General features: G+C 65.3%; 21 protein-coding genes. 11 read left to right on the top strand and 10 right to left on the bottom strand.

The features are described from left to right. Positions 1–44 precede the first annotated feature (44 nt). From ACQR1W_RS06895 to ACQR1W_RS06905, 3 genes are all read left to right on the top strand, one after another. Positions 45–560 carry a CAP domain-containing protein gene (locus ACQR1W_RS06895; RefSeq protein WP_008970123.1) on the top strand — a complete coding sequence of 172 codons (516 nt, stop codon included), beginning with the start codon at positions 45–47 and terminating at the stop codon, positions 558–560. A gap of 151 nt (positions 561–711) precedes the next feature. Then, positions 712–1,887: a DUF3734 domain-containing protein gene (locus ACQR1W_RS06900; protein ID WP_434850078.1), complete on the top strand. Its 1,176-nt coding sequence runs from the start codon at positions 712–714 to the stop codon at positions 1,885–1,887. Between the two features lie 6 nt (positions 1,888–1,893). Beyond that, positions 1,894–2,685 (top strand): 3-hydroxybutyrate dehydrogenase, encoded by a 792-nt coding sequence (locus ACQR1W_RS06905; protein WP_434850079.1) that lies wholly within the window; start codon positions 1,894–1,896, stop codon positions 2,683–2,685. Positions 2,686–3,306: 621 nt separating this feature from the next. On the opposite strand, the gene ACQR1W_RS06910 is transcribed toward ACQR1W_RS06905, so the two are convergent. Beyond that, a complete protein-coding gene (locus ACQR1W_RS06910; RefSeq protein WP_008970120.1) occupies positions 3,307–3,957 on the bottom strand; it encodes a L,D-transpeptidase in 651 nt (216 codons plus the stop codon). Positions 3,958–4,199: 242 nt separating this feature from the next. Here ACQR1W_RS06910 and ACQR1W_RS06915 point away from each other — a divergent pair, with 242 nt between their 5' ends. Beyond that, entirely contained in the window at positions 4,200–6,407 is a 2,208-nt protein-coding gene (locus tag ACQR1W_RS06915) for a lytic transglycosylase domain-containing protein (protein WP_434850080.1), read from the top strand. A 10-nt stretch (positions 6,408–6,417) separates the two neighbouring features. On the opposite strand, the gene ACQR1W_RS06920 is transcribed toward ACQR1W_RS06915, so the two are convergent. Together ACQR1W_RS06920 and ACQR1W_RS06925 are read right to left on the bottom strand one after the other, a co-directional pair. Continuing rightward, complete coding sequence (locus tag ACQR1W_RS06920; RefSeq protein ID WP_434850081.1) at positions 6,418–7,794, bottom strand: lipopolysaccharide biosynthesis protein; 1,377 nt, start codon at positions 7,792–7,794, stop codon at positions 6,418–6,420. A gap of 245 nt (positions 7,795–8,039) precedes the next feature. Further along, complete coding sequence (locus ACQR1W_RS06925) at positions 8,040–8,879, bottom strand: protein-disulfide reductase DsbD domain-containing protein (RefSeq protein ID WP_434850082.1); 840 nt, start codon at positions 8,877–8,879, stop codon at positions 8,040–8,042. A 135-nt stretch (positions 8,880–9,014) separates the two neighbouring features. Here ACQR1W_RS06925 and ACQR1W_RS06930 point away from each other — a divergent pair, with 135 nt between their 5' ends. Beyond that, complete coding sequence (locus ACQR1W_RS06930) at positions 9,015–9,665, top strand: YqgE/AlgH family protein (RefSeq protein WP_434850083.1); 651 nt, start codon at positions 9,015–9,017, stop codon at positions 9,663–9,665. Positions 9,666–9,854: 189 nt separating this feature from the next. On the opposite strand, the gene ACQR1W_RS06935 is transcribed toward ACQR1W_RS06930, so the two are convergent. Next, complete coding sequence (locus ACQR1W_RS06935) at positions 9,855–10,742, bottom strand: TauD/TfdA dioxygenase family protein (RefSeq protein WP_434850084.1); 888 nt, start codon at positions 10,740–10,742, stop codon at positions 9,855–9,857. 258 nt (positions 10,743–11,000) lie between these two features. Here ACQR1W_RS06935 and ACQR1W_RS06940 point away from each other — a divergent pair, with 258 nt between their 5' ends. Beyond that, complete coding sequence (locus ACQR1W_RS06940) at positions 11,001–11,375, top strand: CsbD family protein (RefSeq protein ID WP_434850085.1); 375 nt, start codon at positions 11,001–11,003, stop codon at positions 11,373–11,375. Between the two features lie 120 nt (positions 11,376–11,495). On the opposite strand, the gene ACQR1W_RS06945 is transcribed toward ACQR1W_RS06940, so the two are convergent. Together ACQR1W_RS06945 and ACQR1W_RS06950 are read right to left on the bottom strand one after the other, a co-directional pair. Further along, entirely contained in the window at positions 11,496–13,223 is a 1,728-nt protein-coding gene (locus ACQR1W_RS06945) for a DUF459 domain-containing protein (protein WP_434850086.1), read from the bottom strand. A gap of 124 nt (positions 13,224–13,347) precedes the next feature. Continuing rightward, the gene (locus ACQR1W_RS06950; RefSeq protein WP_434850087.1) at positions 13,348–14,742 is read right to left on the bottom strand and encodes a lytic murein transglycosylase; all 1,395 of its coding nucleotides are present in this window, start codon (positions 14,740–14,742) and stop codon (positions 13,348–13,350) included. Positions 14,743–14,962: 220 nt separating this feature from the next. Here ACQR1W_RS06950 and galU point away from each other — a divergent pair, with 220 nt between their 5' ends. Further along, positions 14,963–15,838, top strand: a complete 876-nt coding sequence (gene galU / locus ACQR1W_RS06955; protein ID WP_434850088.1) for a UTP--glucose-1-phosphate uridylyltransferase GalU — start codon at positions 14,963–14,965, stop codon at positions 15,836–15,838. Between the two features lie 89 nt (positions 15,839–15,927). Here galU and ACQR1W_RS06960 read toward each other — a convergent pair whose 3' ends face one another. Together ACQR1W_RS06960 and ACQR1W_RS06965 are read right to left on the bottom strand one after the other, a co-directional pair. Then, complete coding sequence (locus ACQR1W_RS06960) at positions 15,928–16,356, bottom strand: DoxX family protein (RefSeq protein ID WP_434850089.1); 429 nt, start codon at positions 16,354–16,356, stop codon at positions 15,928–15,930. A gap of 232 nt (positions 16,357–16,588) precedes the next feature. Next, a complete protein-coding gene (locus tag ACQR1W_RS06965; RefSeq protein ID WP_434850090.1) occupies positions 16,589–17,518 on the bottom strand; it encodes an SDR family NAD(P)-dependent oxidoreductase in 930 nt (309 codons plus the stop codon). A gap of 137 nt (positions 17,519–17,655) precedes the next feature. Here ACQR1W_RS06965 and ACQR1W_RS06970 point away from each other — a divergent pair, with 137 nt between their 5' ends. Further along, entirely contained in the window at positions 17,656–18,294 is a 639-nt protein-coding gene (locus ACQR1W_RS06970; protein ID WP_434850091.1) for a TetR/AcrR family transcriptional regulator, read from the top strand. 20 nt (positions 18,295–18,314) lie between these two features. Here the strand turns inward: ACQR1W_RS06970 and ACQR1W_RS06975 are convergent, their stop codons facing one another. Continuing rightward, positions 18,315–19,169 (bottom strand): NAD-dependent epimerase/dehydratase family protein, encoded by an 855-nt coding sequence (locus tag ACQR1W_RS06975; RefSeq protein WP_434850092.1) that lies wholly within the window; start codon positions 19,167–19,169, stop codon positions 18,315–18,317. 7 nt (positions 19,170–19,176) lie between these two features. After that, complete coding sequence (locus tag ACQR1W_RS06980) at positions 19,177–20,409, bottom strand: serine hydrolase domain-containing protein (RefSeq protein WP_434850449.1); 1,233 nt, start codon at positions 20,407–20,409, stop codon at positions 19,177–19,179. A gap of 296 nt (positions 20,410–20,705) precedes the next feature. Here ACQR1W_RS06980 and ACQR1W_RS06985 point away from each other — a divergent pair, with 296 nt between their 5' ends. The 3 genes from ACQR1W_RS06985 (at position 20,706) to ACQR1W_RS06995 (ending at position 24,883) form a co-directional block, all read left to right on the top strand. Then, entirely contained in the window at positions 20,706–22,811 is a 2,106-nt protein-coding gene (locus tag ACQR1W_RS06985; RefSeq protein ID WP_434850093.1) for an NAD(+) synthase, read from the top strand. A 36-nt stretch (positions 22,812–22,847) separates the two neighbouring features. After that, positions 22,848–23,528 carry a substrate-binding domain-containing protein gene (locus ACQR1W_RS06990; RefSeq protein ID WP_434850094.1) on the top strand — a complete coding sequence of 227 codons (681 nt, stop codon included), beginning with the start codon at positions 22,848–22,850 and terminating at the stop codon, positions 23,526–23,528. 128 nt (positions 23,529–23,656) lie between these two features. Beyond that, positions 23,657–24,883: an MFS transporter gene (locus ACQR1W_RS06995; RefSeq protein ID WP_434850095.1), complete on the top strand. Its 1,227-nt coding sequence runs from the start codon at positions 23,657–23,659 to the stop codon at positions 24,881–24,883. Positions 24,884–24,953 lie beyond the last annotated feature (70 nt).

The following is a 24,953-nucleotide window of genomic DNA, read 5'->3' on the forward strand; positions in this document are numbered from 1 at the left end:
ATGTGCAACAACCCGGCTCTCTCATCGGCACAGGGACTGGTTCATTGAAGCGTCTGGCTATCGCCCTCTCCATTGCATTGCTGCTCGCTGGCTGCGCGGCGGACGCGCCCGTCGTGCAGACGCCGTCGATGTATCTCGACATGGCGACGGCTGGCGCGCAGCTCGATGCCGTCGCTGCCGCGACCATGATCTCGCAATACCGCCAGAACAACGGGCTCTCCACGGTCGTGGTCGATCCCGAGTTGATGAAGCTCGCGGAATCCCAGTCACAGGTCATGGCCGACAAGAACAAGCTCGACCATGACGTCCGCGCGCCGTTGGCCAAGCGCCTGACCGGCGCCGGCTACCAGGCGACCGTCGCGGTCGAGAACGTCTCGGCCGGCTATCATACGCTGGCGGAAGCGTTTTCGGGTTGGCGCGATTCCCCGCCGCACCGGGCCAATATGCTGAAAAGCGGTGTCACAAAAATAGGCATCGCGGCGAGCTATGCGCCGAATACCAAATACAAGGTGTTCTGGACCATGATCCTGGCGGCGCCGGACGGCAAACAGCCGTCCTGATCCTCTTCAGCCGGCTGTCGCGCGGAGGTCATCCCGGCGCAATAGGCTCGCGGGATAGTCTCTGGCTCTTGTCACCATAGCCTGCGGACGGATTGACGTCACCGCGAAGTGACGCCACGCTGCCCTGTGTTTTGATATTCAAGCGATAGTGATGACCGAACATCCTCTTCCGGCACCGCCGGCCACCCCCGCAGAGGCGCAGCGCGTCCTGGTTCTCCAGGGCGGCGGAGCGCTTGGTTCCTATCAGGCCGGCGCCTATCAGGCGCTGTGCCACTACGGTTTCGAGCCGGAATGGATTGCCGGCATCTCGATCGGCGCGGTGAATGCCGCCATCATCGCCGGCAATGATCCCGAGAAGCGCATCGCCCGGCTGAAGGAATTCTGGCAGTTGGTCTCGGCGCCGGTGCCGTGGAAGCCGCTGCTCAATGGCGATCACGGCCGCTCGGCCTTCAACGAAGCGAGCGCGGCGCTGATCGCGACCTTCGGCGTGCCCGGCTTCTTCACCCCGCGCATTCCGCCGGTGCAGCTGTGGCCGGCCAGCACGCCGCTGTCGCTCAGCTATTACGACACCGCGCCGCTGAAGAAGACGCTGGAGCGGCTGGTCGATTTCGACCGCATCAACGATCTCAAGACCCGGTTGTCGGTCGGGGCGGTCGGCATCACCACCGGCAATTTCGTCTATTTCGACAATTTCGAGTTCAGGAAGCGTGGCAAGCTGATCGGCCCCGAGCACATCATGGCCTCAGGTGCGCTGCCGCCGGGCTTTCCGGCCATCGAGATCGAGGGCGAGTATTATTGGGACGGCGGCATCGCCTCCAATACGCCGCTCGACTATGTGCTGGACGCGGAAACCGACCGCGATCTCCTGATCTTCCAGGTCGACCTCTTCAGCGCCCGCGGCGGGCTGCCGAAAACGCTGCTCGACGCCGCCGAGCGCGAAAAGGACATCCGCTATTCCAGCCGGACGCGGATGAACACCGACAAGAACCGGACCATCCACAACACGCGCAGGGCATTGCGCGATCTGTTTGCCAAGCTGCCGGACTATTTGAAGAACGATCCTTCGCTCGAGATTCTCTGCCAGGCCGCGAAGGAGAACACCGTCACAGTCGTGCATCTGATCTATCGCAGCAAGAACTACGAGAATTCCTCCAAGGACTACGACTTCTCGCATGTCGCGATGGTCGAGCATTGGGAGGCCGGCGTGCGCGATGTCCATCAGTCGATGCGGCACAAGGATTGGCTCGAGCGCCCGCAATCCGGCGAGACCATGATCACCTACGATCTCACGCATGACGACAATCTGAGTGCCGCCAAAAAGGAGTGAAGCAACATGACCACGAATCTCGCAGGGAAAACCGCGGTGGTGACCGGATCGACCAGTGGCATCGGGCTCGCCATCGCCCGTGGCTTTGCCGGCGCTGGCGCCAATATCGTGATCAACGGCTTTGGTAATGCCGCCGACATCGAAAAGGAACGCGCGGCGATCGAGAGCGACTTCAAGGTCAAGGCAGTCTATTCGCCGGCCGACATGAGCAAGGCTGCCGAGATCGCCGACATGGTCGCGCTGGGCGAGAAGAGCTTCGGCTCAGTCGACATCCTGGTCAACAATGCCGGCATCCAGTTCGTCTCGCCGATCGAGGAGTTTCCGCCGGAGAAGTGGGAGGCGATCATCGCGATCAACCTCTCCTCCGCCTTCTACGGCATCCGCGCCGCCGTGCCCGGCATGAAGAAGCGCGGCTGGGGTCGCATCATCAATACGGCGTCGGCGCATTCGCTGGTGGCCTCGCCGTTCAAGTCGGCCTATGTCTCGGCCAAGCACGGCATCGCCGGCCTCACCAAGACGGTGGCGCTCGAACTCGCCACCCATAAGATCACCTGCAACTGTATCTCGCCCGGTTATGTCTGGACGCCGCTGGTCGAGAAGCAGATTCCGGATACGATGAAGGCACGCAACCTGACCCGCGAGCAGGTCATCAACGACGTGCTGCTCGATGCGCAGCCGACCAAGGAGTTCGTCACGGTCGACCAGGTTGCAGCGCTGGCGCTGTTCCTGTGCAGCGACAATGCGGCGCAGATCACCGGCAGCAATATCTCCATCGACGGCGGCTGGACCGCGGAGTAGGGCCCAGGATTCGAGCAGGATGGGTTGCGCGCAGCGAAACCCACCACCTCCTGTGCAGCGATGGGTTTCGCTTTCGCTCAACCCATCCTTGTTCCACTCGACCGTCTCACTCCGCTGTCATCGCCTGCCGCCGGGTCTCGCCGTCGGCGAGCCCGGGGGCAGGCTCCGGCGGGCGATCCAGTATCCCACAGACTGTGATGACTGATCGAGAAACCGCGGCGTACTGGATTCCCCGCCTTCGCGGGGAATGACAGTGATGGTGTGTAGGAGCGATGTGCCTCGACCTGATGCACCCGGCCGCGCAGCTTACAGCTGCTCGAGCAGGCGGTCGCGGCGAGATCGCTGATGGGTTTCGCTTTCGCTCAACCCGTTCTACAAGCGTCGGAAGAAACGCTGATGGGACCATGCCTGGCTCATCGTCACTCTGATCGGCCGTCTGGCCGCGATCTGAGAGGGTGTGGCATCGCAGGATGGGTAGAGCCGAAGGCGAAACCCATCACGTCCGCGAAGAACTACCGAGAAGAACTACGAAGATCTGTATCGCTGCGCTCCACCCATCCTACAGGACTGCGATTCGGCGCTGATGCGCCGGCAGTTTGGTGCACGGTCCTGCAGACTTGATCACGCCCGCCCGGCGAACAGGCGGCCGCCGACGCTTTGACCCGGCGGCAGCACCACCACCGTCGTCCCCGTCGTGACCCGGCTGTACAGATCGGCCACGTCGGTGTTGGTCATGCGGATGCAGCCGGAGGAAATTGCCTGGCCGATATATTCCGGCTGGTTGGTGCCGTGGATGCGGTACAGCGTGTCCTTGTTGCCCTGATACAGATAGATCGCACGCGCGCCGAGCGGGTTGGCGGGGCCGCCGGCAACCCGCTTCGGATAGGGCCCGAGCCGGGCCTGGATTTCGGGCGTCGGCACCCAGTCCGGCCATTCCGCCATCTTGCCGACTGTGGCAACGCCCGAGAATGCCATCGCTTCCTCGCCGACCGCGACGCCATAGCGGATCGCCTTGCCGTTCGGCATGACGTAATAGAGATAGCGCGCGTCGGTATCGACCAGGATCGTGCCCGGCGCTTCGCGGCGGTCATAGTCGACGATGTGCCGCTGGAATTGCTCGGGGATCTTGGCTTCCGCGTAAGGGGGATGCGCGAGCAGTTGCCGGTCGCGCGGCGTGAAATTGGCCTCCGAGGACGGCGACAGCGTCGCCTGCATGCAGCCGCCGAGCAGGAGCAATCCTGCCAGCGCAAACGCCAGCCCCGTCTTCGACATCACGTCAATCTCCCCAAGCGCGCGTTCCCCACGCACGACTTGCCAATTTGCTGGCTCAATCGTGCTCAAATCAAGGCAGAACCATCAACGGTTGCGTGATCAAGGGAACTCATTGTTTGATGCGCGGGTGTTGCCGCCGCGTAACAGTCTGTCAAGCGGACCGTGGTAGCCTCGCAGAGCTTCAACCGGACGGCACAACCGAGTTCGTCGGTTGTGCCGGCGGGTACGCGGGGGATCACGGCATGAACCCATTGCGTTGGTCGCTGGCCTGTGTCCTGGCCTTGGGCATGGTCGCGGAGCTTTCGAGCGAAGCGCTGGCGCGGGCGCGACCGCACGTCGTCAATGCGCACGGTGCGAAGGCGAAGAAGGCCGACACGAAGATCGCTGCGCGTCACCGACGCGAACTCGCCAATGCGCACGGCAGCAAGCGAAAGGCCGCCGAAGCGAAGCGCGCTGAACCCGCTCCGACTGTGAGCGCCGCGCCCGAGGCGCCGCCCGCGGGCCCGCCATTGTCGCCAGATCTTGCCGCGCTCAAATCGGCGCTCGAACTGATCCGCAAGGGCAAGACGAGTGATGCCGCTGCTCTCGTGACGACCATCGAGGACCCCGCCGCACGAAAGCTCGTCGCGTGGTTCATGTTGCGGCATGCCGAGTCCGAGGTGAACTTCACCCGCTATGCCGCCTTCATCCGCGACAATCCGGGCTGGCCGCATGTCGGCCTGATGCGTCGCCGGGCCGAGGCCTGCCTTTGGCAGGACAAGGGCGATGCGTCGACGGTGCGGAATTTCATCGGGGAGCAGCCGACCAGTGCAAAGGGCCGGCTTGCGCTGGCGCGGGTTCTTGTCGCGGAAGGCGACCGTGAGGCGGCCGCGCAATGGGTCCGCAAGGTCTGGCAGTCGGAGGATCTCTCCGAGCGAACGGAGGCCGAGGTGATCTCCACCTTCGGCGAGCTTCTCTCCTCGCAGGATTATCAGGCGAGAATGGACAAGCGGCTCGGCGTCAAGGATTTTTCAGGAGCCGCGCGAGCAGCGCATCGCCTTGGCAGCGATGAGCTCGCGATCGTCAAAGCCTGCATTGCCGTCAAGGGCGACGAGAAGAAGGCGCTCGACCTGCTTGACGATGTGCCGGGCGACGCACGGCGGGATCTCGGTTACGCGCTGTGCCGGATCCAATGGCTGATGCGGCACGATCAGATCGCCGAGGCCACGAGGCGGGTGCTGGCGGCGCCGGCGGAGGCCATGGCGCTGCAGGATACCGATGAATGGTGGCGCGTGCGGCGCGTGCTGGCGCGCAAGCTGCTCGACGTCGGCCAGTCTCACGAGGCCTACCAGGTGGCCCGCCAGGCGGCTTCCCCGCAGAACGAGAACTACCGTGCCGAGTGGCATTTCCTCGCCGGCTGGATTGCCCTGCGCTACCTCGACGAGCCGGCCACCGCACGCGCGCAGTTCGCCCAAATCGACAAGGGCTCAGCCAATCCGATCGTGCTGGCGCGGGCGAACTACTGGCGCGGTCGGGCCGCCGAAGCGGCCGGCGACCTTGCCGCCGCCCACGCAGCCTATACGGCGGCCGCACGTTACAGCACCGCCTATTACGGTCAGCTCGCGCGCGCCAAGCTCGGCCTGGAGGGGATCGAGCTCAGGGCCGAGCCGGAGACCGAGAGCGTGAGCGCAGACGAGCGCGTGCGGGCAGCCGACATGCTCTATGCGCTCGGTGAGCAAAACGTTGCGCTGAGCTTCGTCACTGACCTGGCCGAGCAGAGCGACGACGCCCCGTTGCTGGCCGCCCTTGCCGCGCTGGCCGGACGTCGGAATGACGCGCGCGCGATGCTGCAGATCGGCAAGACCGCTCTGGCGCGTGGACTGGCGCTCGATCTCTACGCCTTCCCGACCATCGGCATCCCCGAGCACAAGCCGATTGCTCCCGGTATCGAACACAGCGTGATCTACTCGGTCGCCCGCACCGAAAGCGGATTCGACCAGCGGGATCGGTCGTCGGCCAATGCGGTCGGACTGATGCAGGTCACGCCGGAGGCCGGACGCGACACCGCGAAGCGGTTCGGCGTCGGCTACGATTGGGACCGGCTGGTGTCAGATCCGGTCTACAACACGCAGATGGGCGCCGCCGAGCTGAGCGCGCTGTTGCGCGAGTACAAGGGGTCTCTCATCATGACCTTCGCCGGCTACAATGCCGGGCGCGGCCGTGTGCAGGATTGGGTCAGGCAGTATGGCGATCCGCGCGATCCCAAGGTCGATCCGGTGGATTGGGTCGAGCGCATTCCGTTCGCGGAAACCCGCAACTATGTCCAGCGCGTGATGGAGAATCTGCAGGTCTACCGCGCCCGTTTCGAGACCATGCCTGTTGCCGCCAAACTCGACGAGAAGACGTCGGCGCGGGTCGAGACGACTGGCGCAGTGTCGTCGGCGCAACCGCAAGGGCAGGCTTCGGAGTAAGCGTTGCCGTTCAGCGGCGCCCGCCGATCGCCAGCACGTGCAGGCCGAGGCGCTGCTTGACGATCCAGAACAGCAGCACGGTCTCGAAGCTCAGCGACAGCGAGGTGGCGGCCGCGGCGCCGTGACCGCCGAAGCGCGGCACCAGCGCAATGCATAGGACCAAGTTTATGGCAAAGGCAGACGCATAGGCCAGCGCGCAGGCGCGTTGCTGCCCCAGCATGTTGAGCAGCCGCTCGACCGGGCCGATCGCGGCGCGCACCACCAGCCCGATAGCCGCAATGAACATGATGTCGTAGCCGGCCGTGAACTGCGGTCCGAACAGGAACAGCAGCGGCTTGCCGAGCGCGAGCAGGACCAAGGTCGCCGCCAGCGACGGCCAGAACGTCCAGCTGATCGCATGCGCGACATAGGCCGACAGCCGGGCCTTGTCGCCCTGTGCGTGATATTCGGCGAAGCGATGCGCTGTCGTTGCCGACATCGCGTAGTGGATGAACGATACCAGCGCGAGTGTCTTCACCACGGCGAAATAGACACCGACCTCCTCGGATGGCCGGAACTGCTGCAGCACCAGCACGTCAGTGTAGGAGAGCAGCAGATAGAAACCTTCGACCAGGAGGATCGGCAGCGAGACCGCGAGCCAGCCGCCGATGTCGTAGGCATTCGGGCCCGCCTCAACATGGCGGTCGAGCCGGCGATTGAGCACGACGAATTGTCCGGCCATCGCAATCCATACTGCGGCGGCGCTGGCGAGCATCGCCGCGGTGGCGCCGAGCGCAAAGCCGAGCACGAACAGGCCCGCGGTGAAGGCGATGATCAAGCCCTGCCGGATGATGAATTGCGGCATCAGGCCGAGCGTCATCCAGTCATGCGAGCGGGCGATGCCGTCCTGGGTGTTGGCAACTACGAAGGCGGGCAGCGTGGCGCAGCCGATCATCAGCGGGGTGATCTCGCGCGCATCGATCCAGGGCGACAGCAGATGCACGAGACCCGCAAGCAGGAGCGCTGCGACCGACGAGGCCGCAAAGGTCAGCCAGCGACTGCCGGAGAGGAAGCCGCGCAGATGCGCCTGCGCGCCGCGCGTCCGATATTCGGGGATCAGCTTTTGCGCCGAGGTGCCGAGCCCGAAATCGAGCATGCTGCCGAGCAGCAGCACCCAGGTCCAGACATAGACGTAAACGCCGTAATCAGCGCCGCCCATCCAGCGCGCCAGCAGGATCTGCGAGATGTAGGCAAGGCCGGCGCTGACAACGCGAATGAGAAAGATCAGCCCGGCGAGCCTGCGCGTGACCGAGGCGTCGCTGGTGCCACCGAGGGGACCGAGCCTGGCCTTGAACCGGGCGACGAGGCCGGCTTGTGCGGGTTGGCTTTGGCTATCCATCACGGCCACGGCGGCGGTCCATTGCTACCTCCGCGCTGTCGGCGGTGAACTGTGTCAGTATCAACCGGCCGTTAAGATTCGGTTCGACCGAACAGCTGTCGCCCCTGCGAAAGCGGGGGCTCATAACATCAAAAGGTAATTGTCGAACGAAGCAATCGACCAGCCGATTTCACGACGACGGCCGCGGCGTATGGGTCCCGGCGCATGCCGGGACGACAGCAGAGGGGTGCCGCAGCCCTTCGCCACATATTAACCTAAGGGAGATTGACGTTGAACTCGTAGGCCTTGTCGGCGCCGGCCAGGGTGAATTTCAGCGCGGCGCCGTCGGGCTTGATGCCGGGCGGTACGCCGTCGAGCGCGAAGGTGAAACGCTTCACGCCCGGCGGGCTGTGATCGGCGGGGGCAGGGACCGGCAGCGACCATTCCGGCGTCGGCCCTTCCACGAACAGATTGACGTGATCGAGGTCGGGCGCCACCACGTCGACGATGACGTTGGAGGGGCCGTCACGCTTGACGTCGCGGATCGTCAGCGGGTTGGGATCACCGATATTGGCCGGTTTCGGCACGGCATCGAGCGCGGCGGAGAGCGTGCCGTCCTCTGTGCTCGCCACGCTGTTGAAGGCGAGATCGGCCTTGGCGTCCACCGGAATGCAGATCCGTTCGCACACCGCATAGCTGATCTCGGCGCGCAACGTCACCGGCTTGTCCGCGCTCTTGGCGACGATCCGCAGCGGCAGCACGATCTGGTCGTGATAGCCGAGCGAATGGCCGCCCGCACCGTCGTCGAACTTGGTCGGTGCCGGCCACAGCACCGTCACCGCTTCGACATTCTCCGATTTCGAGAAATCGAACCGCGGTGGAACGCCGGAGTCGCCGGGCGTGCGCCAATAGGTCTTCCAGCCGGGCTGGAGCTGGAAGGCGATACCGCCCAGCAGCACGTTGCTGCTGCGCGAGCCTGCGAGCAGCCGCACTGCGGAATGGCCGTCGCGCTGCCAGGGCGAGGCGTCCTGCGCCGACGCCGCGACCACAAGACTGGAGATGAACAGCGGTACGGCAAGGCCGAGGCGGACAGGAGAAGGAACGAACGCGGTCATGAGACGTCTCTAATGCCGGAGGCCGGCCTAAACCATTGAATTGCTTGTGAGCGAAAAAGGTCGCGCGCCCGCCAACCTTGATTGACAGAACACCATCCCAATATCAGGATAACCCAAGCATGAGAGTGTGCGCCGATGAATCCTGAGGCAAAACGGCAAGGCGACATTCGCCGGAAAGTGACTGGCATCGGTAATGATGTCTCTCATGGCGGTTATCTCGATGGCCAATTGCTGGTTGCGATGCCGGTGATGGGCGATTCGCGTTTCGAGCGCTCAGTCATCTACCTCTGCGCGCATTCTGCCGAGGGCGCCATGGGCATCATGGTAAACCGGCCGGCCGGCAGCATCGATTTCCCGCAGCTCCTGATGCAGCTCAACATCATCAACAAGGCCGACCAGATCAAGCTGCCCGGTGGCGCCGAGTCGATGAAGGTGCTGAGCGGCGGCCCGGTCGACACCGGCCGCGGCTTCGTGCTGCACTCCAGCGATTACTTCATTGCCAACGCGACGCTGAAGATCAACGACGGAGTCTGCCTGACCACCACGGTCGACATTCTCAAGGCGATCGCCAACGGCACCGGCCCGAAGCATGCCATCCTCGCGCTCGGCTATGCCGGATGGCGCGCCGGCCAGCTCGAGGAAGAGATCCAGGAGAACGGCTGGCTGCATTGCGATGCCGACGCGGAACTGATCTTCGGTGACCGGGTCGGGGAAAAATACGACCTCGCGCTGCGCAAGATCGGCATCGATCCCGGCATGCTGTCGAACGAAGCCGGCCACGCGTAAGTAAGCCGCCACACATTCGGTGTCGTCCCTGCGAAGCAGGGACCCATAACCACCGGCTGACGTGGTGAGAGCAGGCTGTCGCTCCGGCCATCGCCAAACGAATCCGGTGGCTATGGGTCCCGAGTCTGCGCTCCCGCCAACGCGTTGCGTTGCCGGAAGCTTGCCCGGGACGACAGCCATCTTTTGGCTCTACTCCGCCGCCTCCTGCGCCACCGTCGGCTCGGTGCCTGCGACCGTGGCGCGGCGCATGTCCCGCGGCTGGGCTTGATCGTAACGGCGGACGCGGTGCATGGTCTGGCGGTTGTCCCACATCACGAGATCATGTAGTCGCCATCTGTGGACGTAGACGAATTGTGGCTGCGTCGCATGCTCGGTCAGATCGCGCAGCAAGAGCCGTCCTTCGGGAACGCTCATGCCCCTGACTGCGCCGGCGTGGGACGATAGATACAGCGACTTGCGCCCGTGCGCAGGGTGCGTCCGCACCAGGCGCTGCAGCACCGGCTTGAACATCTGCTTCTCCTCCTCGCTGTAGTCGAGGAAGCCGAGCGAGCCGCGCGAATACATCAGCGAATGTTCGCAGATCAGGTTTTCGATCTCGGCCTTGGTCTCCGCGTCCAGCGCATCATAGGCGGCGCGCATGTCGGCGAATTCGGTGTTGCCGCCCTTCGGGTTGATGATCCGCGCCGACAGGATCGAGTATTTGGCGGGGATCGGCCGGAACGAGCTGTCCGAATGCCACAGGCAGTTCCCGAGATTGAACAAATGGGTGCGATGATCCACCGGCAGCGGCTTGCCGTCCTTGCCGAGGTTGGAGACATCGTTGAGGCCGGTGGTGAGACGATAATCCTCCTTCTTGGTCACGGTGCCGCCGCGCGCCTTTTCGCGCTCGCCGAAGTTCAAGGCGAAGGCCAGCTGCTGCTCGTCGGTGATGTCCTGGTCATGGAACACCATCACGGCGTAGCGATCGATCGCGCTCTGAAGCTCGGCGGTCTCGTCCTTTGTCAGCGGCTGGCGCAGATCAATGCCAGATACCTCGCCGACAAAGCAGGGGTGAAGCTGTCGGATCGCGATCGCCATGGCGTGTCTCCCAGCGCGCATGATCCGGAAACAGCGGCGGCCCGAAGGTCCGAACGCCTCATGCGCAATACGGGCGGAGTTCAGCTCCGCTCTCTGTCAGGTGAAAGGCTATCCCGTCGTCGTGCGAATTCAACGGAAGTGGCGTGCGCCGCGTCGCGATCATCACGACGGCTCATTCGCGAATTCACGGAACCCGCGCCGCTCTTGCCGGTTAGCTGGGCAGCAATGCCCCGAACGCGAGCACGAGGAGAGACGGCGATGGATACGGATCGGATTGCCGGAACGGCAAAGGACATGGCGGGTAAGGTGGAAGGCGGCATCGGCGAGATGACCGGCGACAAGCAGACCGAGGCATCCGGTCGCGCGCGCGAGGCCTCGGGCGTGGTGCAAAATCTCTATGGCCAGGCCAAGGATGCGGCGCGTGACGCCGGCGACGCTGCGATGAATTTTGCCAGGGACACCCTGGGCGATGACCGTGTCGACACGCTGCGCGATGGCACCCAGGCGCTCGCCAAGCGCGTCCACGACAATCCGATCGGCGCGCTCCTGGTGGCCGGCGGCATCGGCTTCATGCTGGCCATGCTGATGAGCCGCCCGAGCCGGCCACAGCCGCCGCGGCGCTGGCGCTACTGATCGCCGGCACGCGCTGTCATAAGCTCGATTGCGATCGGCCGATGTTCGTCTCCGCAAGAGGCGACACCGGCCGATGTTGTTTCGGCCTTTGACCTGAACAATCCTGGACCTGAATCCCGCCTATCGAAGCGGTGTTGCGTCCTGCGCCGCGGCGGAACGGCCCACATTGGCAGGCGGACGCGGCACTCCCGGATTCGGATTGCGCGCGGTGGGCGGCTTCGCCGGCTGCGGTTGAGGCGCTCCGAAGCCGAAGAAGTCGCGGACGCCCGCGCCCGGCTGCTGCGCCTGCGCTGGCGGTGCTCCGTTCTGCAGCGCGCCCTGGCCGGGGGTCGTGGTCCGCTTCGGCTTCGGTTGCGCCGGCTGCTGGCCGGTGGGTGCGGCTGGATCAGCCGGCGTCGTGGCCGCCATCGGGGGGGCCGGCTGGGTCTGCTCCTTCGGCGGCTCCTTGGCCTGCTCGCGGCCGACCTCGCGGCGCGGCCAGACGAAATCGTCAGCCCGCCCCGCTGGCGGGCTCAGCGCCTCGCCCTTCACCAAGGTCCGTGCGGCGAGCGCATCGACCGCCGCTGGGCGGCTGCCGGCCCCACCGAGCAGTTGGTCGGTCCCGACCGAGGAGGCGACCAGCGGCACGATAGGACCTGCGATCGGTCGCGGCGCCGGCTGGCCCGGCACCGCATTGGCGTCCGGCGTCGCCGGCTCGCTCGGCAACTCGATCGGGGCGGAGCGCGCGGCGAGCACGCGCGTGATCTCGCGCTCGACGTAATGCGCGAGCTTCCGTGCGCCTGCCTTGGTGAAATAGACGCCGTCATAGGTGCGCAGCTGACGGATCTGGCCCTCGAAGTCAGGACCCTTCTGCAGGAAACGGCCTGCCTCGTCGACGAAGCCGTCCCAGATATCGACATAGGTGATGCCGGCCTTCCCTGCGACGTCGCGATAGAGCGAATCCAGGAACAGCATATCGGACGTGCCCTTGGTGCCGCGGATCGCGGGCAGTCCCACCCAGATCACCGGAACGCCCTTGGACTTGGCGATCGCGATCATCTCCTCGATCTTCTTGGCGTAGAGCTCGACCCAGCGATCGTCGCGGAAATCGTACACGCCGTTGGGCGAACGGGCGGCTTTCTCGGGCGCCGCGGCGGCCGCGTCGCCACTTTCGGCATCATCCTGCGGCAGCTCGCTGTCGACTTGCTTGTCGTCGGGCTTGGCTGCGGCATCGGCCTTTTGATCCGGTTTGCCGTCCGGCCCCTTCGCCTTGGCATCCTTCTTGGCTTTGTCGGCCGGCTTCTTGTCGTCGGGCTTGTCGGTTTTCTCGACCACCGGCTCGCGGAGCGGCATGCGGTCGTTCAGGCCGAGCATGATGACGATCGCATCCGCTCGCTCGCCCGGGAGAATGCCCTTGGCGGCGGCGGCCCAGTCCGCGGGATCTCCCTTCGGCTGGTATTTGATCAGGCCCGAGGTGGTCTTGATCCTGCGCGTGACGCCCATGTCGGGCTGCTCCGCATAGGCATCTTCCAGTCCGTAGGCGAGCCAGTCGGCCATGCTGTCGCCGAGCACCAGCACGTAACGCTCAGGCGCATTGTCGCGCTTCTCCGGCGGCGGCGCCTTCGAGAAATCCTGGTAGACCTTCTTGGGCTGTTGCGGCTCTCGGAACGGCGAGAAGAAGTCGCCGCCGAACCAGCCACCGCCGCGCGGCGCCTGGCGCTGAGGTGGCGGCGAGCCGAACGGGTTGAAATTGAAGAATTGTGCGGAGGCGGGCCCGGCAATACCGACCAGCATCGCGATCGCCACCGCGAGCACAACCAGGAGGCCGGGCTCGTTCAAGACCTTGAGAAGGGACTTCAGCTTGGACATGCGGCCCGATCACGCGGCGAAATCGCTCGTCACCATATAATAGCAGCCAAATCAGGCCGCAAACGGGCATTCGCCGCCGGTCTTGTTCCCGCTCGCCGGAGGTAAGATCCGGTTAGGATCAGCGTTAACGCCCCCGCAGGCGCTCCAATACCTCGGCGGAGGCAAACCCATCGGCCGGGGCGCCGATCGAGGCCTGGAAGTTCCGCAAGGCCTCCCGGGTCTGGCCGCCGAACTGGCCGTCTGGCGTACCTTGGTAGAATCCGCGCTGAACCAGCAGCTGCTGCAGTTCCAGCCGCTCGGCCCGCGACAAAGTGCGCTCGTCCCGCGGCCAGGCCTGCACGAAGGGCTGGCCGCCGCGCAGCCGGTCGGCGAAATGACCGATGGCGAGGGCGTAAGCCTCGGCCGGATTGTATTTCATGATGACGCGAAAGTTCTGCATCATCAGGAAACCCGGCCCTTGGGCGCCGGCCGGCGCCAGCAGATAGGCCTTCTCGGTCGGGCGCGGGAAAGTCTGCCCATTGGGCCGCTTGACGCCGATCTGCTCCCATTGCGCCAGGCTCATCACCTTGGCGCGATCGGCCAGCATGTAATTGAAGCCCTGCGGCACCACCACCTCGTAGCCCCAGCTCTGGCCGGCCTGCCAGCCGTCCTTTTTGAGGTTGTTGGCGGTGGAGGCGATCAGGTCGGCGGCATTGTCGACCACGTCGCGGTGGCCGTCGCCGTCGGCATCGACCGCGTAGCGCTTGAATGCGGTCGGCATGAACTGGGTCGGGCCGAAGGCGCCGGCCCATGAGCCGCGCATCTGCTCGGGCTTCAAGTCGCCGTGGTGGAGAATCTCCAGCGCCGACAGGAACTCGTCCTTGAAATAGGCTTGGCGGCGGCCGATGCAGGCGAGCGTCGCGGTCGACTGCAACACGTTGCGGTCGCCGATCTGGGTGGAGTAGTTCGATTCGATGCCCCAGATCGCGGCGATGATATAGCGGTCGACACCGTAAGCCCGCTCGGTCGCATCGAACTGCGCCTTGTAGGTCGTGAGCACTTCGCGGCCCTTGGCGAGCCGGTTGTCGTTCACGAGGATGTCGAGATAGTCCCAGATCGACTTGGTGAACTCCGGCTGCGCGTCCAAGAGGTCCATGATGCGCAGGTCGGGAGACAGCCCCGCGGTGAAGCGCTGAAAGCTGTCCTGCGAGATGCCGCGCCGTGCGGCATCCGGCCACATGCCCGCGATGCAATTGTCGAAATTGGCGGCCGCCTCGCGAATCGCGCTGGCCGTCATCAGCGGATGGCCGGAGGCGCCGTCCTCACCGCTCCAGGGTACTGGCCCACCGTTCGGTGCCGGCTGCGTGGCCTGCGAATTGGTCGCGTTCCCCTTGGCGAAAGTGCCGGTGAAGAGATTGTCGAGGAAGTTCAACGGACCGCCGCTCGACTGGGCCCGAACCGGACCTAAGCAGGCGACCGTGACGGCGCATGCAAGCGCGCCGGCGAGCAGAATCGCGGATGGTTCGGTTCGTCTTTCCATAGTTAGCTCGCTGCCTCACAAATCAGGCATCCAGGAGGCCCTGCCTGGGTTACCAGCAGATTAAGGAACTTCCGGTTTCAGCCGTAGGCGAATTTTCCGGCTACATCCTGGCGTTCATGGAACCGCCGGCCAACATCTGCCTTTGTTCTCGGCTGCAAAACCCGCTACCAGGATGCGATCCATTTCGCATTCATATCTTTGCAAGGTCTAGTCCCATCCCATGAAAATCCGCAAAGCCGTTTTTCCGGTCGCCGGCCTCGGCACCCGCGTGCTGCCCGCTACCAAGGCCATGCCGAAAGAGATGTTGACCATCGTCGACAGGCCGCTGATCCAATATGTGTTCGACGAGGCCAAGGAGGCCGGCATCGAGCACTTCGTCTTCGTGACCGGGCGCAACAAGACCGCGATCGAGGATCATTTCGATCGCATGTACGAGCTCGATGCGACGCTTGCTGCGCGCGGCAAGAAGACCGAGATGGAAATCCTGGCGCGCGACCAGCCGGAGGCCGGCGCCGTCAGCTTCACCCGTCAGCAGTCGCCGCTTGGGCTCGGTCACGCCGTGTGGTGCGCCCGCGACATCGTCGGCGACGAGCCGTTCGCGGTGGTGCTGCCGGACGAACTGGTGCTGAACAAGCCGGGCTGCCTCGCCCAGATGATTGCCGCTGCGAGCGAGCTGCCGGAGAAGGCAAACGTGCTGGCGGTGCAGGAGGTCCCTGCCGACCAGACCCATCAATACGGCATCTGCGGCGTCGGCAAACGCGACGGCAAGATGTTCGAGGTTGACGGCATGGTGGAGAAGCCGGCCAAGGGCACGGCGCCCTCGAACTTCTCCATCACCGGCCGCTACATCCTGCAGCCGGAGATCTTCAAGATCCTGGCGACGCAGGAGCGCGGCGCAGGCGGCGAGATCCAGCTCACCGATGCGATGATCGGCCTGTCCAAGACGCAAAAATTCTACGGCGTGGAGTTCGAGGGCGAGCGGCACGATTGCGGCTCCAAATCGGGCTTCCTCCGCGCCAACATCGCCTTCGCCATGGCGCGTGCCGACCTGCGCGACGGCCTGCGGGACGACATGAAGAAATATCTGGCGGATTGAGCGTCGGTTCGATCGAACCGAGCTATCGGAAACTGCAAAGGCCGCGCATCGCGCGGCCTTTGTTCGTTGCAGACCTGCCGTGAGCTCGCTCAGGCCGGTTGCAGCAGGAAGACGCGCCCATATTGTGCGACTTCCTTGCGCCAGGCATTCAGGGCGAGAACGAAGGAGCCGCTGCACCACAGCACCAGGTATTCGACACCGCCGAGATTCCAGAGCCAGCCCGGGCCTTTGGTGGCGATCACCGCATAGGCCGCAACCGCGATCACGCCGGCCGAGATCAGCCCGGTATATTTCAGGTACAGGTTGAAGATCAGGCCGATCGCGGAGACGCTCTCCATCACGAGCGCAAGCACGACGAAGAACAGCGCCGGATGAAAACCCGCTTTGCCAAAGAAGGCCTGCGCGCCGTTGAGGTCCATCAGCTTGAACGCGATGTGCGGAAGGTAGAGCGCGCCCAGCATGATGCGGAAGAAGACGGCTGGATCGGTGACATCGAAACTCGAACGGCGGTCGCTCATGGCGAGCTCCTGTGATCTGTGATGCGCGGCCGCGAACGAAGCGCGAGGAGTCTGAAGCCCCCTTTGGACCCCGCGTCGCGCCGATATCACAACACTATCACCGTGCCTTGCGTCGCAATTGACGTGGGTCAAGCACGGAGATGCGACGGGCCTCGTCCTCAAATTCCGAACGTCGCATCGTGTGCGGCACTCGCGAACTTCGGAATCGAATATAACTAATTAGCCGGCGTAATTAACCGGAGCCCGAGCCGCCGTCCGCGACGAGCGCGGAGCCGGTCATATAGGTCAGCTCCGGCGCGGCCATCGCGACCGCAAATTCTGCGATCTCTTCCGGTTTGGCCATGCGCTTGATCCCCGGCAGGTTGCTGCGCGCCCATTGGGCGGCGGCGATCTCCCACATCGCATCCGGCATCGCCTCGGTGCCGCCGACGCGGCGGACCAGCGCGGTGTCGGTGGTGCCCGGCACGATTGCATTGATGCGGATGCCCTTGTCCGCATAGTCGAGCGCGGCCGACCGGACCAGGCCGATCAGGCCGGATTTGGTCGCGGTATAGACACTGCGGCGGGCGCTGGTGCGGTGCTCATTCGACGACGAGGTGACGAGGATAGTGCCGCCGCCGCGCTTGAGCATCTCCGGGATCTGATACTTTATCGCGAAGAACACGCCGCGCAGGTTAGTCTCAATGATGTCGTTCCACTCCGCCGCGGCAAACTCGTGCAGCGGCTTTTCGAGCGTGATGCCGGCATTGTTGAGCGCGATGTCCAAGCCTTGGAAGGTATCGACGGCCTCACGGACGAAGTCGGCGACCTGGACCTCCTCGCGCACGTCGGCGCGGATGTAGTGCGCGCGCCCGCCCGCCTCCCTGATCTGAGCTTCGACCTCGCGCCCCAGCGTCTCGCGACGACCGCAGAAGGCGACCGCGGCGCCCTGGCGCGCAAACGCCAGCGCAGCGGCACGGCCGATGCCCGAGGTCGCCCCGGTGATCAGCACGACCTTGCCCGCGAAGCGCTTGGGCGCCTCGACGATGGTGGGGGCGGGCGCACGGCTCGCCTGCGCCAGCGCCACGCCGCCCGCAGCACCGAGCGCGAGCCCACCGGCGAAACCGGCCAAGGTCAGCGCCTTGCGGCGGGACGGGGTTGGAGCGGTCCGTTGCTCGTCCATGGCTGTGCACTCCCTGTCCGCGGCCCTTGTCCGCAATATGAACGCTGATAACATTACTCTATGGAAAATATGATCACTGTCAACATTGGAATGCAATGACGAAGCTGAGCCGCGGAAAAGGCGCCCGAAAGCGTCCAGTGAAAGAGCCGCGTCCCTATCATCACGGCGATCTCAGGCGCGCGCTGATTGCGGCGGCGACCGAGCTGTTGGAGCGGGAGGGGGCCGAGGCGCTGTCGTTTCGCGCGGTGGCGCGCACGGCCGGCGTGTCGCAGTCGGCGCCCTATAATCATTTCTCCGGCAAGGAGGATCTGCTGGCCACCGTTGCCGAGGCGGGATTCCGCGCGCTCGCGACCTCGCAGGCCGAGACGGCCGCGCACGCGCCGGCCGGAGAGGCGCGCATGATCGCGCTTGGCCTGGACTACATCGGCTTTGCCGCTGACCATCCGCAGCTCTATCGGCTGATGTTCGGCGTCGGCGTGGCCGACTGGCATGCTTATCCGCATGTCTCCGAGGCAAAACATGCGAGCTTTGCGCCGATCCGGGCCGCGCTTGCGGGGGACTTCCCTTCAACGCGTGACACCGCGGCGATCGAGCATGCCGCGGTGGCCGCTTGGGGCCTTGCCCATGGGCTCGCCATGCTGCGCATCGACGGATCGTTGGCGCGGCGCGACGCGCCCGACAAGCCTCCCGCTGAAGAGGCGGCATTGCGATTGTTCGCGCGCGGGCTCGCTCACGCGTTAGCCGGCCCTAGCGGCGAGGTTGAGAAATCCCCGTAGGATAGGCGCCGGCTCGCGGTTCAGGCGCGGCCTTCGCCGGCCGCCCACAAGGCATCGAGGCCGGTGCGATAGTTCGGATAGCTGAATGTCAGCGCGAGATCGGACTTGGCCCGGATATTCCGGACGCGCCGGTTGCTGGCATAGAAGCTTCGGGCCATCGGCGACAGCTCCGCCGTCTCGAACGGCTGTTCGGGCGGCGGTGGCACGCCCATCAGCGATGCGGCATAGGCGATCACGTCCTGCGGCGGCGCCGGCTCGTCGTCGCAGATGTTCCAGGCGCCGCCGTGCGCGCGTGCGATCGCACCCATGATGGCGGCGGCCGCGTCGTCGACATGGATGCGGTTGAACACCTGGCCCGGTTTGACGATGCGCCGCGCGCGTCCCTGCTGCAGTTCGACCAGCGCATTGCGGCCGGGTCCGTAGATGCCACCGAGCCTGAGCACGGCGAGGCGGTCGCCGAGCCGCGCGCGCCATTGCGTTTCGACCTGCACCCGCGCCTTGACCCGATCGTGCTCCGGCGCGAGCGGCGTGTCCTCGTCGATCCATCCGCCCTGATGGTCGCCATAGACGCCGATGGTGGAAAGATAGACGACGCGCTGCGCATGGCCCGTGGTGATGGCGTCACCGAACGCGCCGAGCACCGGATCATCTTCGGAGCCGGGCGGGACGGATATCAGAATGACGTCGGCGCGCGCGGCGTTCGCGATCGACTCGGCAGCGGCCGTCGTGCCGTCGAACAAGTCGATGTCGAGCGGCGCAAGCCGCGCGCGCTTTTCTGCCGTGCGCACCGTGCCGGAAATGTGCGCGACGCGATCGCCGTAGAGATGGACGAAGCGGCCGGCGGTGTAGCCGAAGCCGATGACGAAGAGGTTCATGGGGCTATCAATTGGGCGTGGCGAACGCGTCATACACCAGCTTCTTGAAGGCCGGCGTGATGCGGCCGCGCTCGTTCTGGGTCTGCTCCATCAGGATGTAGACCATGTCGAGCTTGGGATCGACGCCGAAATAGGTGCCGCTGCCGGAGTCCCATTTCAATTCGCCGATCGAGCCCGGCGCCGGCGGTTTGGCATCGCCCGGTTCGACCCGCACCGCGAGCCCGTAGCCATAGCCGAAACCGTCGCCGGGGAAATAGAAGAAGTCGCGCTCGACGCCTGAGCCAGGACCGATATGGTCCGTCGTCATGTCCTTGAACGCGGCCGGGCTGAGATAGCGTTTGCCGTCGAGTTCGCCGCCATTGAGCAGCATCTGCGCGAAGCGCGCATAGTCGGTGGCGGTCGAGACCAGGCCGCCGCCGCCGGATTCCCATTCGGGGTGGGAGCGGCGGCCGCGCTCGGCCGCGACCAGGATCGGATCGCCCGGCAGCGGCTCGGCCATGCGCGCGCGTTCCTCCGGGGTGGTCAGCAGAAATTTGGTGCTGGTCATTCCTAAGGGATCCAGGATCTGCTGCTTCTCGAACTGATAAAGCGACTGGCCGGACATGATCTCGATTACGCGCCCGAGCACGTCGGTCGAATGGCCGTAGCGCCACAAGGTGCCGGGCTGGCGGGCCAGCGGCAGCGCGGCGATACGATCGGCGAATTCGGTATTGTCGAAACGGCCGCCGAACAGGTGCGCGGCCATGTAGGCGTGCTCGATCAGCGCGCCGCCGATATATTCATAGGTAATGCCGGAGGTGTGGCGCAGCAGGTCCATGATGGTGACCGGCCGCACCGGTGGCACCAGCTTGAGCACGCGAGAGCCGTCCATACCTGGCGTCTCGAGGCCGACCTTCGTATCGGCAAAGGCCGGAATGTATTTGGCGACCGGATCGGACAGCGCCAGCCGGCCCTGGTCGATCAGCATCATCGCGGCGAGACTCGTGATCGGCTTGGTCATCGAGTGCAGCGCGAAGATCGTATCAGGGGTCATCGGCACGCCGGTCTTGACGTCGCGCACGCCGAAACATTTCAGATAGACCGGCTTGCCGTGCTGCTGGATCAGCACCACCGCGCCGGGTAGCCGACCGCTTGTCACCTCATTGTCGAAGAACTGCGTGATCCGCTCGAGCTTCTCGGGCGAGGGCGCAGGGGCATCCGCGGCGAAAGCGAATGTGCTGACCAGCCACCCGCCGAGCATCAGCACGACCGCCAGCCATGCCTGCGGAACGTGTGATCGAAAGAAGGGCCTGGTCGGGCCGGCGTTGTCCGTGACAATCATGCGAAACTCCGCGCGCTCTGGTGCTGCCGTCGCGCAAGTTTAACCGAGCCCGGGCAAGGCTTCGCCTTTCCTTTGGTATAGTGGCGGGATCACCGGCAAACCACCTATGCTGCGGCGCCTGAGGGCTCTGAGCCCTGCGCCGGGCGCGGCTCGCTTGCTCTGGTCCTTCCGATGCGCCATGTCATATAAAGGACGATGAGGAGATGGCGCATACGATGAGCTTCCAATCGATCTACCGGCATGGTTTTGCCCGGGTTGCGGCCTGCGTGACTGCCTCGCGCGTTGCCGACCCTTCGGCCAATGCGGCGGCGATCCTGGAGGCGGCGCAGGGCTGCCATGCTGAGGCAGCCGCGGTCGCCGTATTCCCGGAGCTCTGCGTGTCCGGCTATGCGATCGAGGACCTCGTTAACCAAGATCCGCTCTTGGATGCGGTCCAGCGCGCGCTTGCCACGATCGCGCAAGGTTCGCGCGAACTGATGCCGGTGCTGATCGTCGGCGCACCGCTGCGCTTCGGCAACCGCATCTACAATTGCGCGGTCGTCATCCATCGCGGCGAGGTTCTCGGCGTGGTGCCGAAGATCTATCTGCCGACCTATCGCGAATTCTACGAAGGCCGCCACTTTGCCTCCGGCGCCGGCCTTCGGGACGAGATGATCGAGGTCGCGGAGACCATGGCGCCGTTCGGCACCGATCTCCTGTTCGCGGCGGCCGACGTCGCCGGCTTCGTCATCGGCGTCGAGATCTGCGAGGACATGTGGATCCCGGTCACGCCGGCCTCGGAGCTGGCGCTCGCCGGTGCCACCGTGCTCGCCAATCTCTCGGGCAGCCCGATCACCGTCGGCCGCGCCAGCTCGCGCTCGCTGTTGTGCCAGTCGACCTCGGCGCGCTGTCTTGCCGCCTACATCTATGCTGCCGCTGGTGTCGGTGAATCCACCACCGATCTCGCCTGGGACGGCCAGACCTCGATCTTCGAGAATGGCGTCCTGCTGGCCGAGAGCGAGCGCTTCCGCCAGACCGGCCAGACCATCTTCGCGGACGTCGATCTCGACCTGCTGCGCCAGGAGCGGGCGCTGATGGGCACGTTCGACGACAATGCCCGCGTGCACGCCAAGAATGGCGGTAAGCATGGTGGCAAGGATGGCGCCGGCTATCGCCGCATCGGCTTCGAGCTGCAGCCGGCCGCCGATGACATCGGGTTCGTCCGCAAGCTTGAGCGCTTTCCGTTTGTGCCGAGCGAGCGGGCGCGGCTCGATCAGGATTGCTACGAGGCCTACAACATCCAGGTCGCGGGGCTGACGCAGCGGCTGCGTGCCACCGGCACCAAGCGCATCGCGATCGGCGTCTCCGGCGGGCTCGATTCGACGCATGCGCTGATCGTCGCGGCAAAGGCGATGGACCTGCTCGGCCTGCCGCGGTCGAACATTCTCGCCTACAACCTGCCCGGCTTTGCCTCAGGCAGCGCGAGCAAATCCTACGCCCACGCCTTGATGCGGTCGCTCGAGGTCAGCGCATCCGAGCTCGACATCCGCCCGGCGGCGACGCAGATGCTCAAGGATATCGGCCATCCGTTCGGCCGCGGTGAAGCGGTCTACGACGTCACCTTCGAGAATGTGCAGGCGGGCCTGCGCACCGACTATCTGTTCCGCATCGCCAATGATCGCGGCGGCATCGTGCTCGGCACCGGCGATCTCTCCGAGCTTGCGCTCGGCTGGTGCACCTATGGCGTCGGCGATCAGATGTCGCATTACAACGTCAATTCCGGCGTGCCGAAGACCCTGATCCAGCATCTGATCCGTTGGGTTGTTGCGACAAAACAGTTCTCCGACGAGGTCGGCAAGACGCTGGAGCAGGTGCTGGCCGCCGAGATCTCGCCGGAGCTGGTGCCGGTGGCCGAAGGCGAGACGCCGCAGAGCACGGAGGCCGCGATCGGCCCCTATGAGCTGCAGGACTTCAACCTGTTCTACACGCTGCGCTACGGCTTCCGCCCGTCGAAGATCGCGTTCATGGCGCATCACGCCTGGAAGGATGCTGAGGCCGGCGACTGGCCGCCGGGATTTCCGGCCAACAAGCGGCGCGCCTACGCGCTCGCCGACATCAGGCATTGGCTGGAAGTATTCCTGCGGCGCTTTTTCGCCTTCAGCCAGTTCAAGCGCTCGGCGATGCCGAACGGCCCGAAGGTGGTGGCGGGCGGTTCGCTGTCGCCGCGCGGCGACTGGCGCGCGCCCTCCGATGGCAATGCGACGGCGTGGCTCGAGGATCTCGAGCGCAACGTGCCCAAGGAATTGCAGAAGGACGTCGACAAGCATGTCCACAAGGCGTGAGCCGGCGTCGGCAAACGGTTTTCAACGGAGTGATCGATGAGCGTGACCGGCATTTCCTCCATGGCGACGCGGCAGATCCTGGCCGAGCTTGCGGCTGCCCATGAAGAGGCGACCGGCGAGACGGTCGCAATCGAATCCGTCGGCGGCGTCGATGCCGCCAAGCGCATCCGTGCCGGCGAAGCGTTCGATGTCGCCGTGCTCGCCTCCGACGCGCTGGCGAAGCTCGAAGCCGACGGCTTCCTGGTGGCCGGCAGCATCGTCAACATGGCGGAGTCGCCGATGGCGCTGGCGGTGCGCGCCGGCCAGCCGCGGCCGGAGCTCGACGAGGCCGGCGTGCGCGCCGCGATGGCGAGCGCCCGCAGTATCGGCATCTCCACCGGCCCGAGCGGCACCCATGTGCTGAAGCTCGCGCGCGACTGGGGCCTCGAAGACGCGGTCAAGGACCGCATCGTGCAGGCCAAGCCCGGCATCCCCGTGGCCAAACTGCTTGCCGATGGTGAGGTCGAGCTCGGCTTTCAGCAGCTCAGCGAGATGATGGGCGCGCCGGGAATCGACGTGGTCGGCCTGCTGCCGGCGTCGCTGCAGCCCGGCACGGTGTTCGCCGCGGGCCTCTGCAAGGCGGCGACGCAGCCGGACGCCGCGCGTGCCTTCATCGCTTTTCTCGCCTCGGAGGAGACCGCGGAGACCAAGCGCCAGCACGGGATGACGCCGGCCTGAACGCGCGTTCCGACACGCCTTCGCGACGGCTTCTCCGGAACCCGCGACGAAAAAACTGAGCGGCCGTGTCGTCGCGGCCGCCTCCGGTTCGTCTTCCAGCCATACGGGTATGGGAACGGAGACGAAGAATGAGCACATCGCGTTATCGCTGGGTGATCGTCGCGGCCGGCGGCCTGTTGGGCTGCGTCGCGATCGGGGGCATGTTCTCGCTCCCGGTGTTCCTCAAGCCGATCGCCGCCGATACCGGCTGGTCGGTCGCCGGAGTGTCGAGCGCGATGACGATCGGCTTCCTGGCCATGGCGTTCACCAGCATGGCGTGGGGCACGCTCTCCGACCGCATCGGGCCGCTTCCGGTGGTGCTGACCGGCTCGGTCCTGCTCGCGGCGAGCCTGGCGCTGGCCAGCCTGGCGTCCTCGCTGATCACGTTTCAATTGCTGTTCGGCCTCATGGTCGGCGGCGCGACGGCGGCGATCTTCGCGCCGATGATGGCGACCGTCACCGGCTGGTTCGAGACCCATCGCAGCCTTGCCGTCTCGCTGGTTTCGGCCGGCATGGGCATGGCGCCGATGACGATGTCGCCGCTCGCAGCCTGGCTGGTCTCGCACCACGACTGGCGGACCTCGATGCAGATCATTGCCGCCGTGGTCGCCGCCATTATGATCCCGGTGTCGCTCCTGGTGCGCCGTGCGCCGGCGGCGGAGCGCGCCGCAGCCGCCTCGTCCGGGCCTGACGCCACGCAATCCGAGATGACGCTGTCCCAGGCGGTGCGCTCGCCGCAGTTCATGATCCTGCTCGCCACCAACTTCTTCTGCTGCGCCACGCATTCGGGCCCGATCATTCACACCGTGAGCTACGCGGTGAGTTGCGGTATTCCGCTGATCGCGGCGGTGACGATCTACAGCGTCGAGGGGCTGGCAGGTATGGGCGGCCGGATCGCGTTCGGCCTGCTCGGCGACCGCTTCGGCGCCAAGCGCGTGCTGGTGCTCGGCCTGCTCGCACAGGCGTTCGGCGCGCTGGCCTATGTCTTCGTGCGCGAGCTCGCAGCGTTCTATTCCGTCGCCGCGGTGTTTGGCTTCATCTATGCCGGCACCATGCCGCTCTACGCGGCGATTGCGCGGGAGAACTTTCCGCTGCGCATGATGGGCACGGTCATCGGCGGAACCGCGATGGCCGGCAGCCTCGGCATGGCGACGGGGCCGCTGGCCGGTGGGCTGATCTACGACACCTTTGCCAGCTACGCTTGGCTCTATATCGGTTCCTGGCTGATGGGGCTCGGCGCGTTCCTGATCGCGATGACATTCAGGCCGTTCCCGAAGACAGAGCCGGAGCCAGCGTCCGTACCAGCGTCGGCCTGAAGCTGAATGCATCGCAACGCAAAGGCTGCGTCTTCAACAGGAGCTCAACAAGGCTTAATCGGCCCGCCGG

Source organism: Bradyrhizobium sp. HKCCYLS1011, assembly GCF_051167795.1.
Classification (GTDB): Bacteria; Pseudomonadota; Alphaproteobacteria; order Rhizobiales; family Xanthobacteraceae; genus Bradyrhizobium.

Excerpts from the sequence above, each read along its gene's own strand:
- ACQR1W_RS06900 (WP_434850078.1), top strand. The coding sequence starts at position 712 with ATGACCGAACATCCTCTTCCGGCACCGCCGGCCACCCCCGCAGAGGCG.
- ACQR1W_RS06905 (WP_434850079.1), top strand. The coding sequence starts at position 1,894 with ATGACCACGAATCTCGCAGGGAAAACCGCGGTGGTGACCGGATCGACC.
- ACQR1W_RS06910 (WP_008970120.1), bottom strand. The coding sequence starts at position 3,957 with ATGTCGAAGACGGGGCTGGCGTTTGCGCTGGCAGGATTGCTCCTGCTC.
- ACQR1W_RS06915 (WP_434850080.1), top strand. The coding sequence starts at position 4,200 with ATGAACCCATTGCGTTGGTCGCTGGCCTGTGTCCTGGCCTTGGGCATG.
- ACQR1W_RS06925 (WP_434850082.1), bottom strand. The coding sequence starts at position 8,879 with ATGACCGCGTTCGTTCCTTCTCCTGTCCGCCTCGGCCTTGCCGTACCG.
- ACQR1W_RS06930 (WP_434850083.1), top strand. The coding sequence starts at position 9,015 with ATGAATCCTGAGGCAAAACGGCAAGGCGACATTCGCCGGAAAGTGACT.
- ACQR1W_RS06935 (WP_434850084.1), bottom strand. The coding sequence starts at position 10,742 with ATGGCGATCGCGATCCGACAGCTTCACCCCTGCTTTGTCGGCGAGGTA.
- ACQR1W_RS06940 (WP_434850085.1), top strand. The coding sequence starts at position 11,001 with ATGGATACGGATCGGATTGCCGGAACGGCAAAGGACATGGCGGGTAAG.
- ACQR1W_RS06945 (WP_434850086.1), bottom strand. The coding sequence starts at position 13,223 with ATGTCCAAGCTGAAGTCCCTTCTCAAGGTCTTGAACGAGCCCGGCCTC.
- ACQR1W_RS06950 (WP_434850087.1), bottom strand. The coding sequence starts at position 14,742 with ATGGAAAGACGAACCGAACCATCCGCGATTCTGCTCGCCGGCGCGCTT.
- galU (WP_434850088.1), top strand. The coding sequence starts at position 14,963 with ATGAAAATCCGCAAAGCCGTTTTTCCGGTCGCCGGCCTCGGCACCCGC.
- ACQR1W_RS06960 (WP_434850089.1), bottom strand. The coding sequence starts at position 16,356 with ATGAGCGACCGCCGTTCGAGTTTCGATGTCACCGATCCAGCCGTCTTC.
- ACQR1W_RS06965 (WP_434850090.1), bottom strand. The coding sequence starts at position 17,518 with ATGGACGAGCAACGGACCGCTCCAACCCCGTCCCGCCGCAAGGCGCTG.
- ACQR1W_RS06975 (WP_434850092.1), bottom strand. The coding sequence starts at position 19,169 with ATGAACCTCTTCGTCATCGGCTTCGGCTACACCGCCGGCCGCTTCGTC.
- ACQR1W_RS06980 (WP_434850449.1), bottom strand. The coding sequence starts at position 20,409 with ATGCTCGGCGGGTGGCTGGTCAGCACATTCGCTTTCGCCGCGGATGCC.
- ACQR1W_RS06985 (WP_434850093.1), top strand. The coding sequence starts at position 20,706 with ATGAGCTTCCAATCGATCTACCGGCATGGTTTTGCCCGGGTTGCGGCC.
- ACQR1W_RS06990 (WP_434850094.1), top strand. The coding sequence starts at position 22,848 with ATGAGCGTGACCGGCATTTCCTCCATGGCGACGCGGCAGATCCTGGCC.
- ACQR1W_RS06995 (WP_434850095.1), top strand. The coding sequence starts at position 23,657 with ATGAGCACATCGCGTTATCGCTGGGTGATCGTCGCGGCCGGCGGCCTG.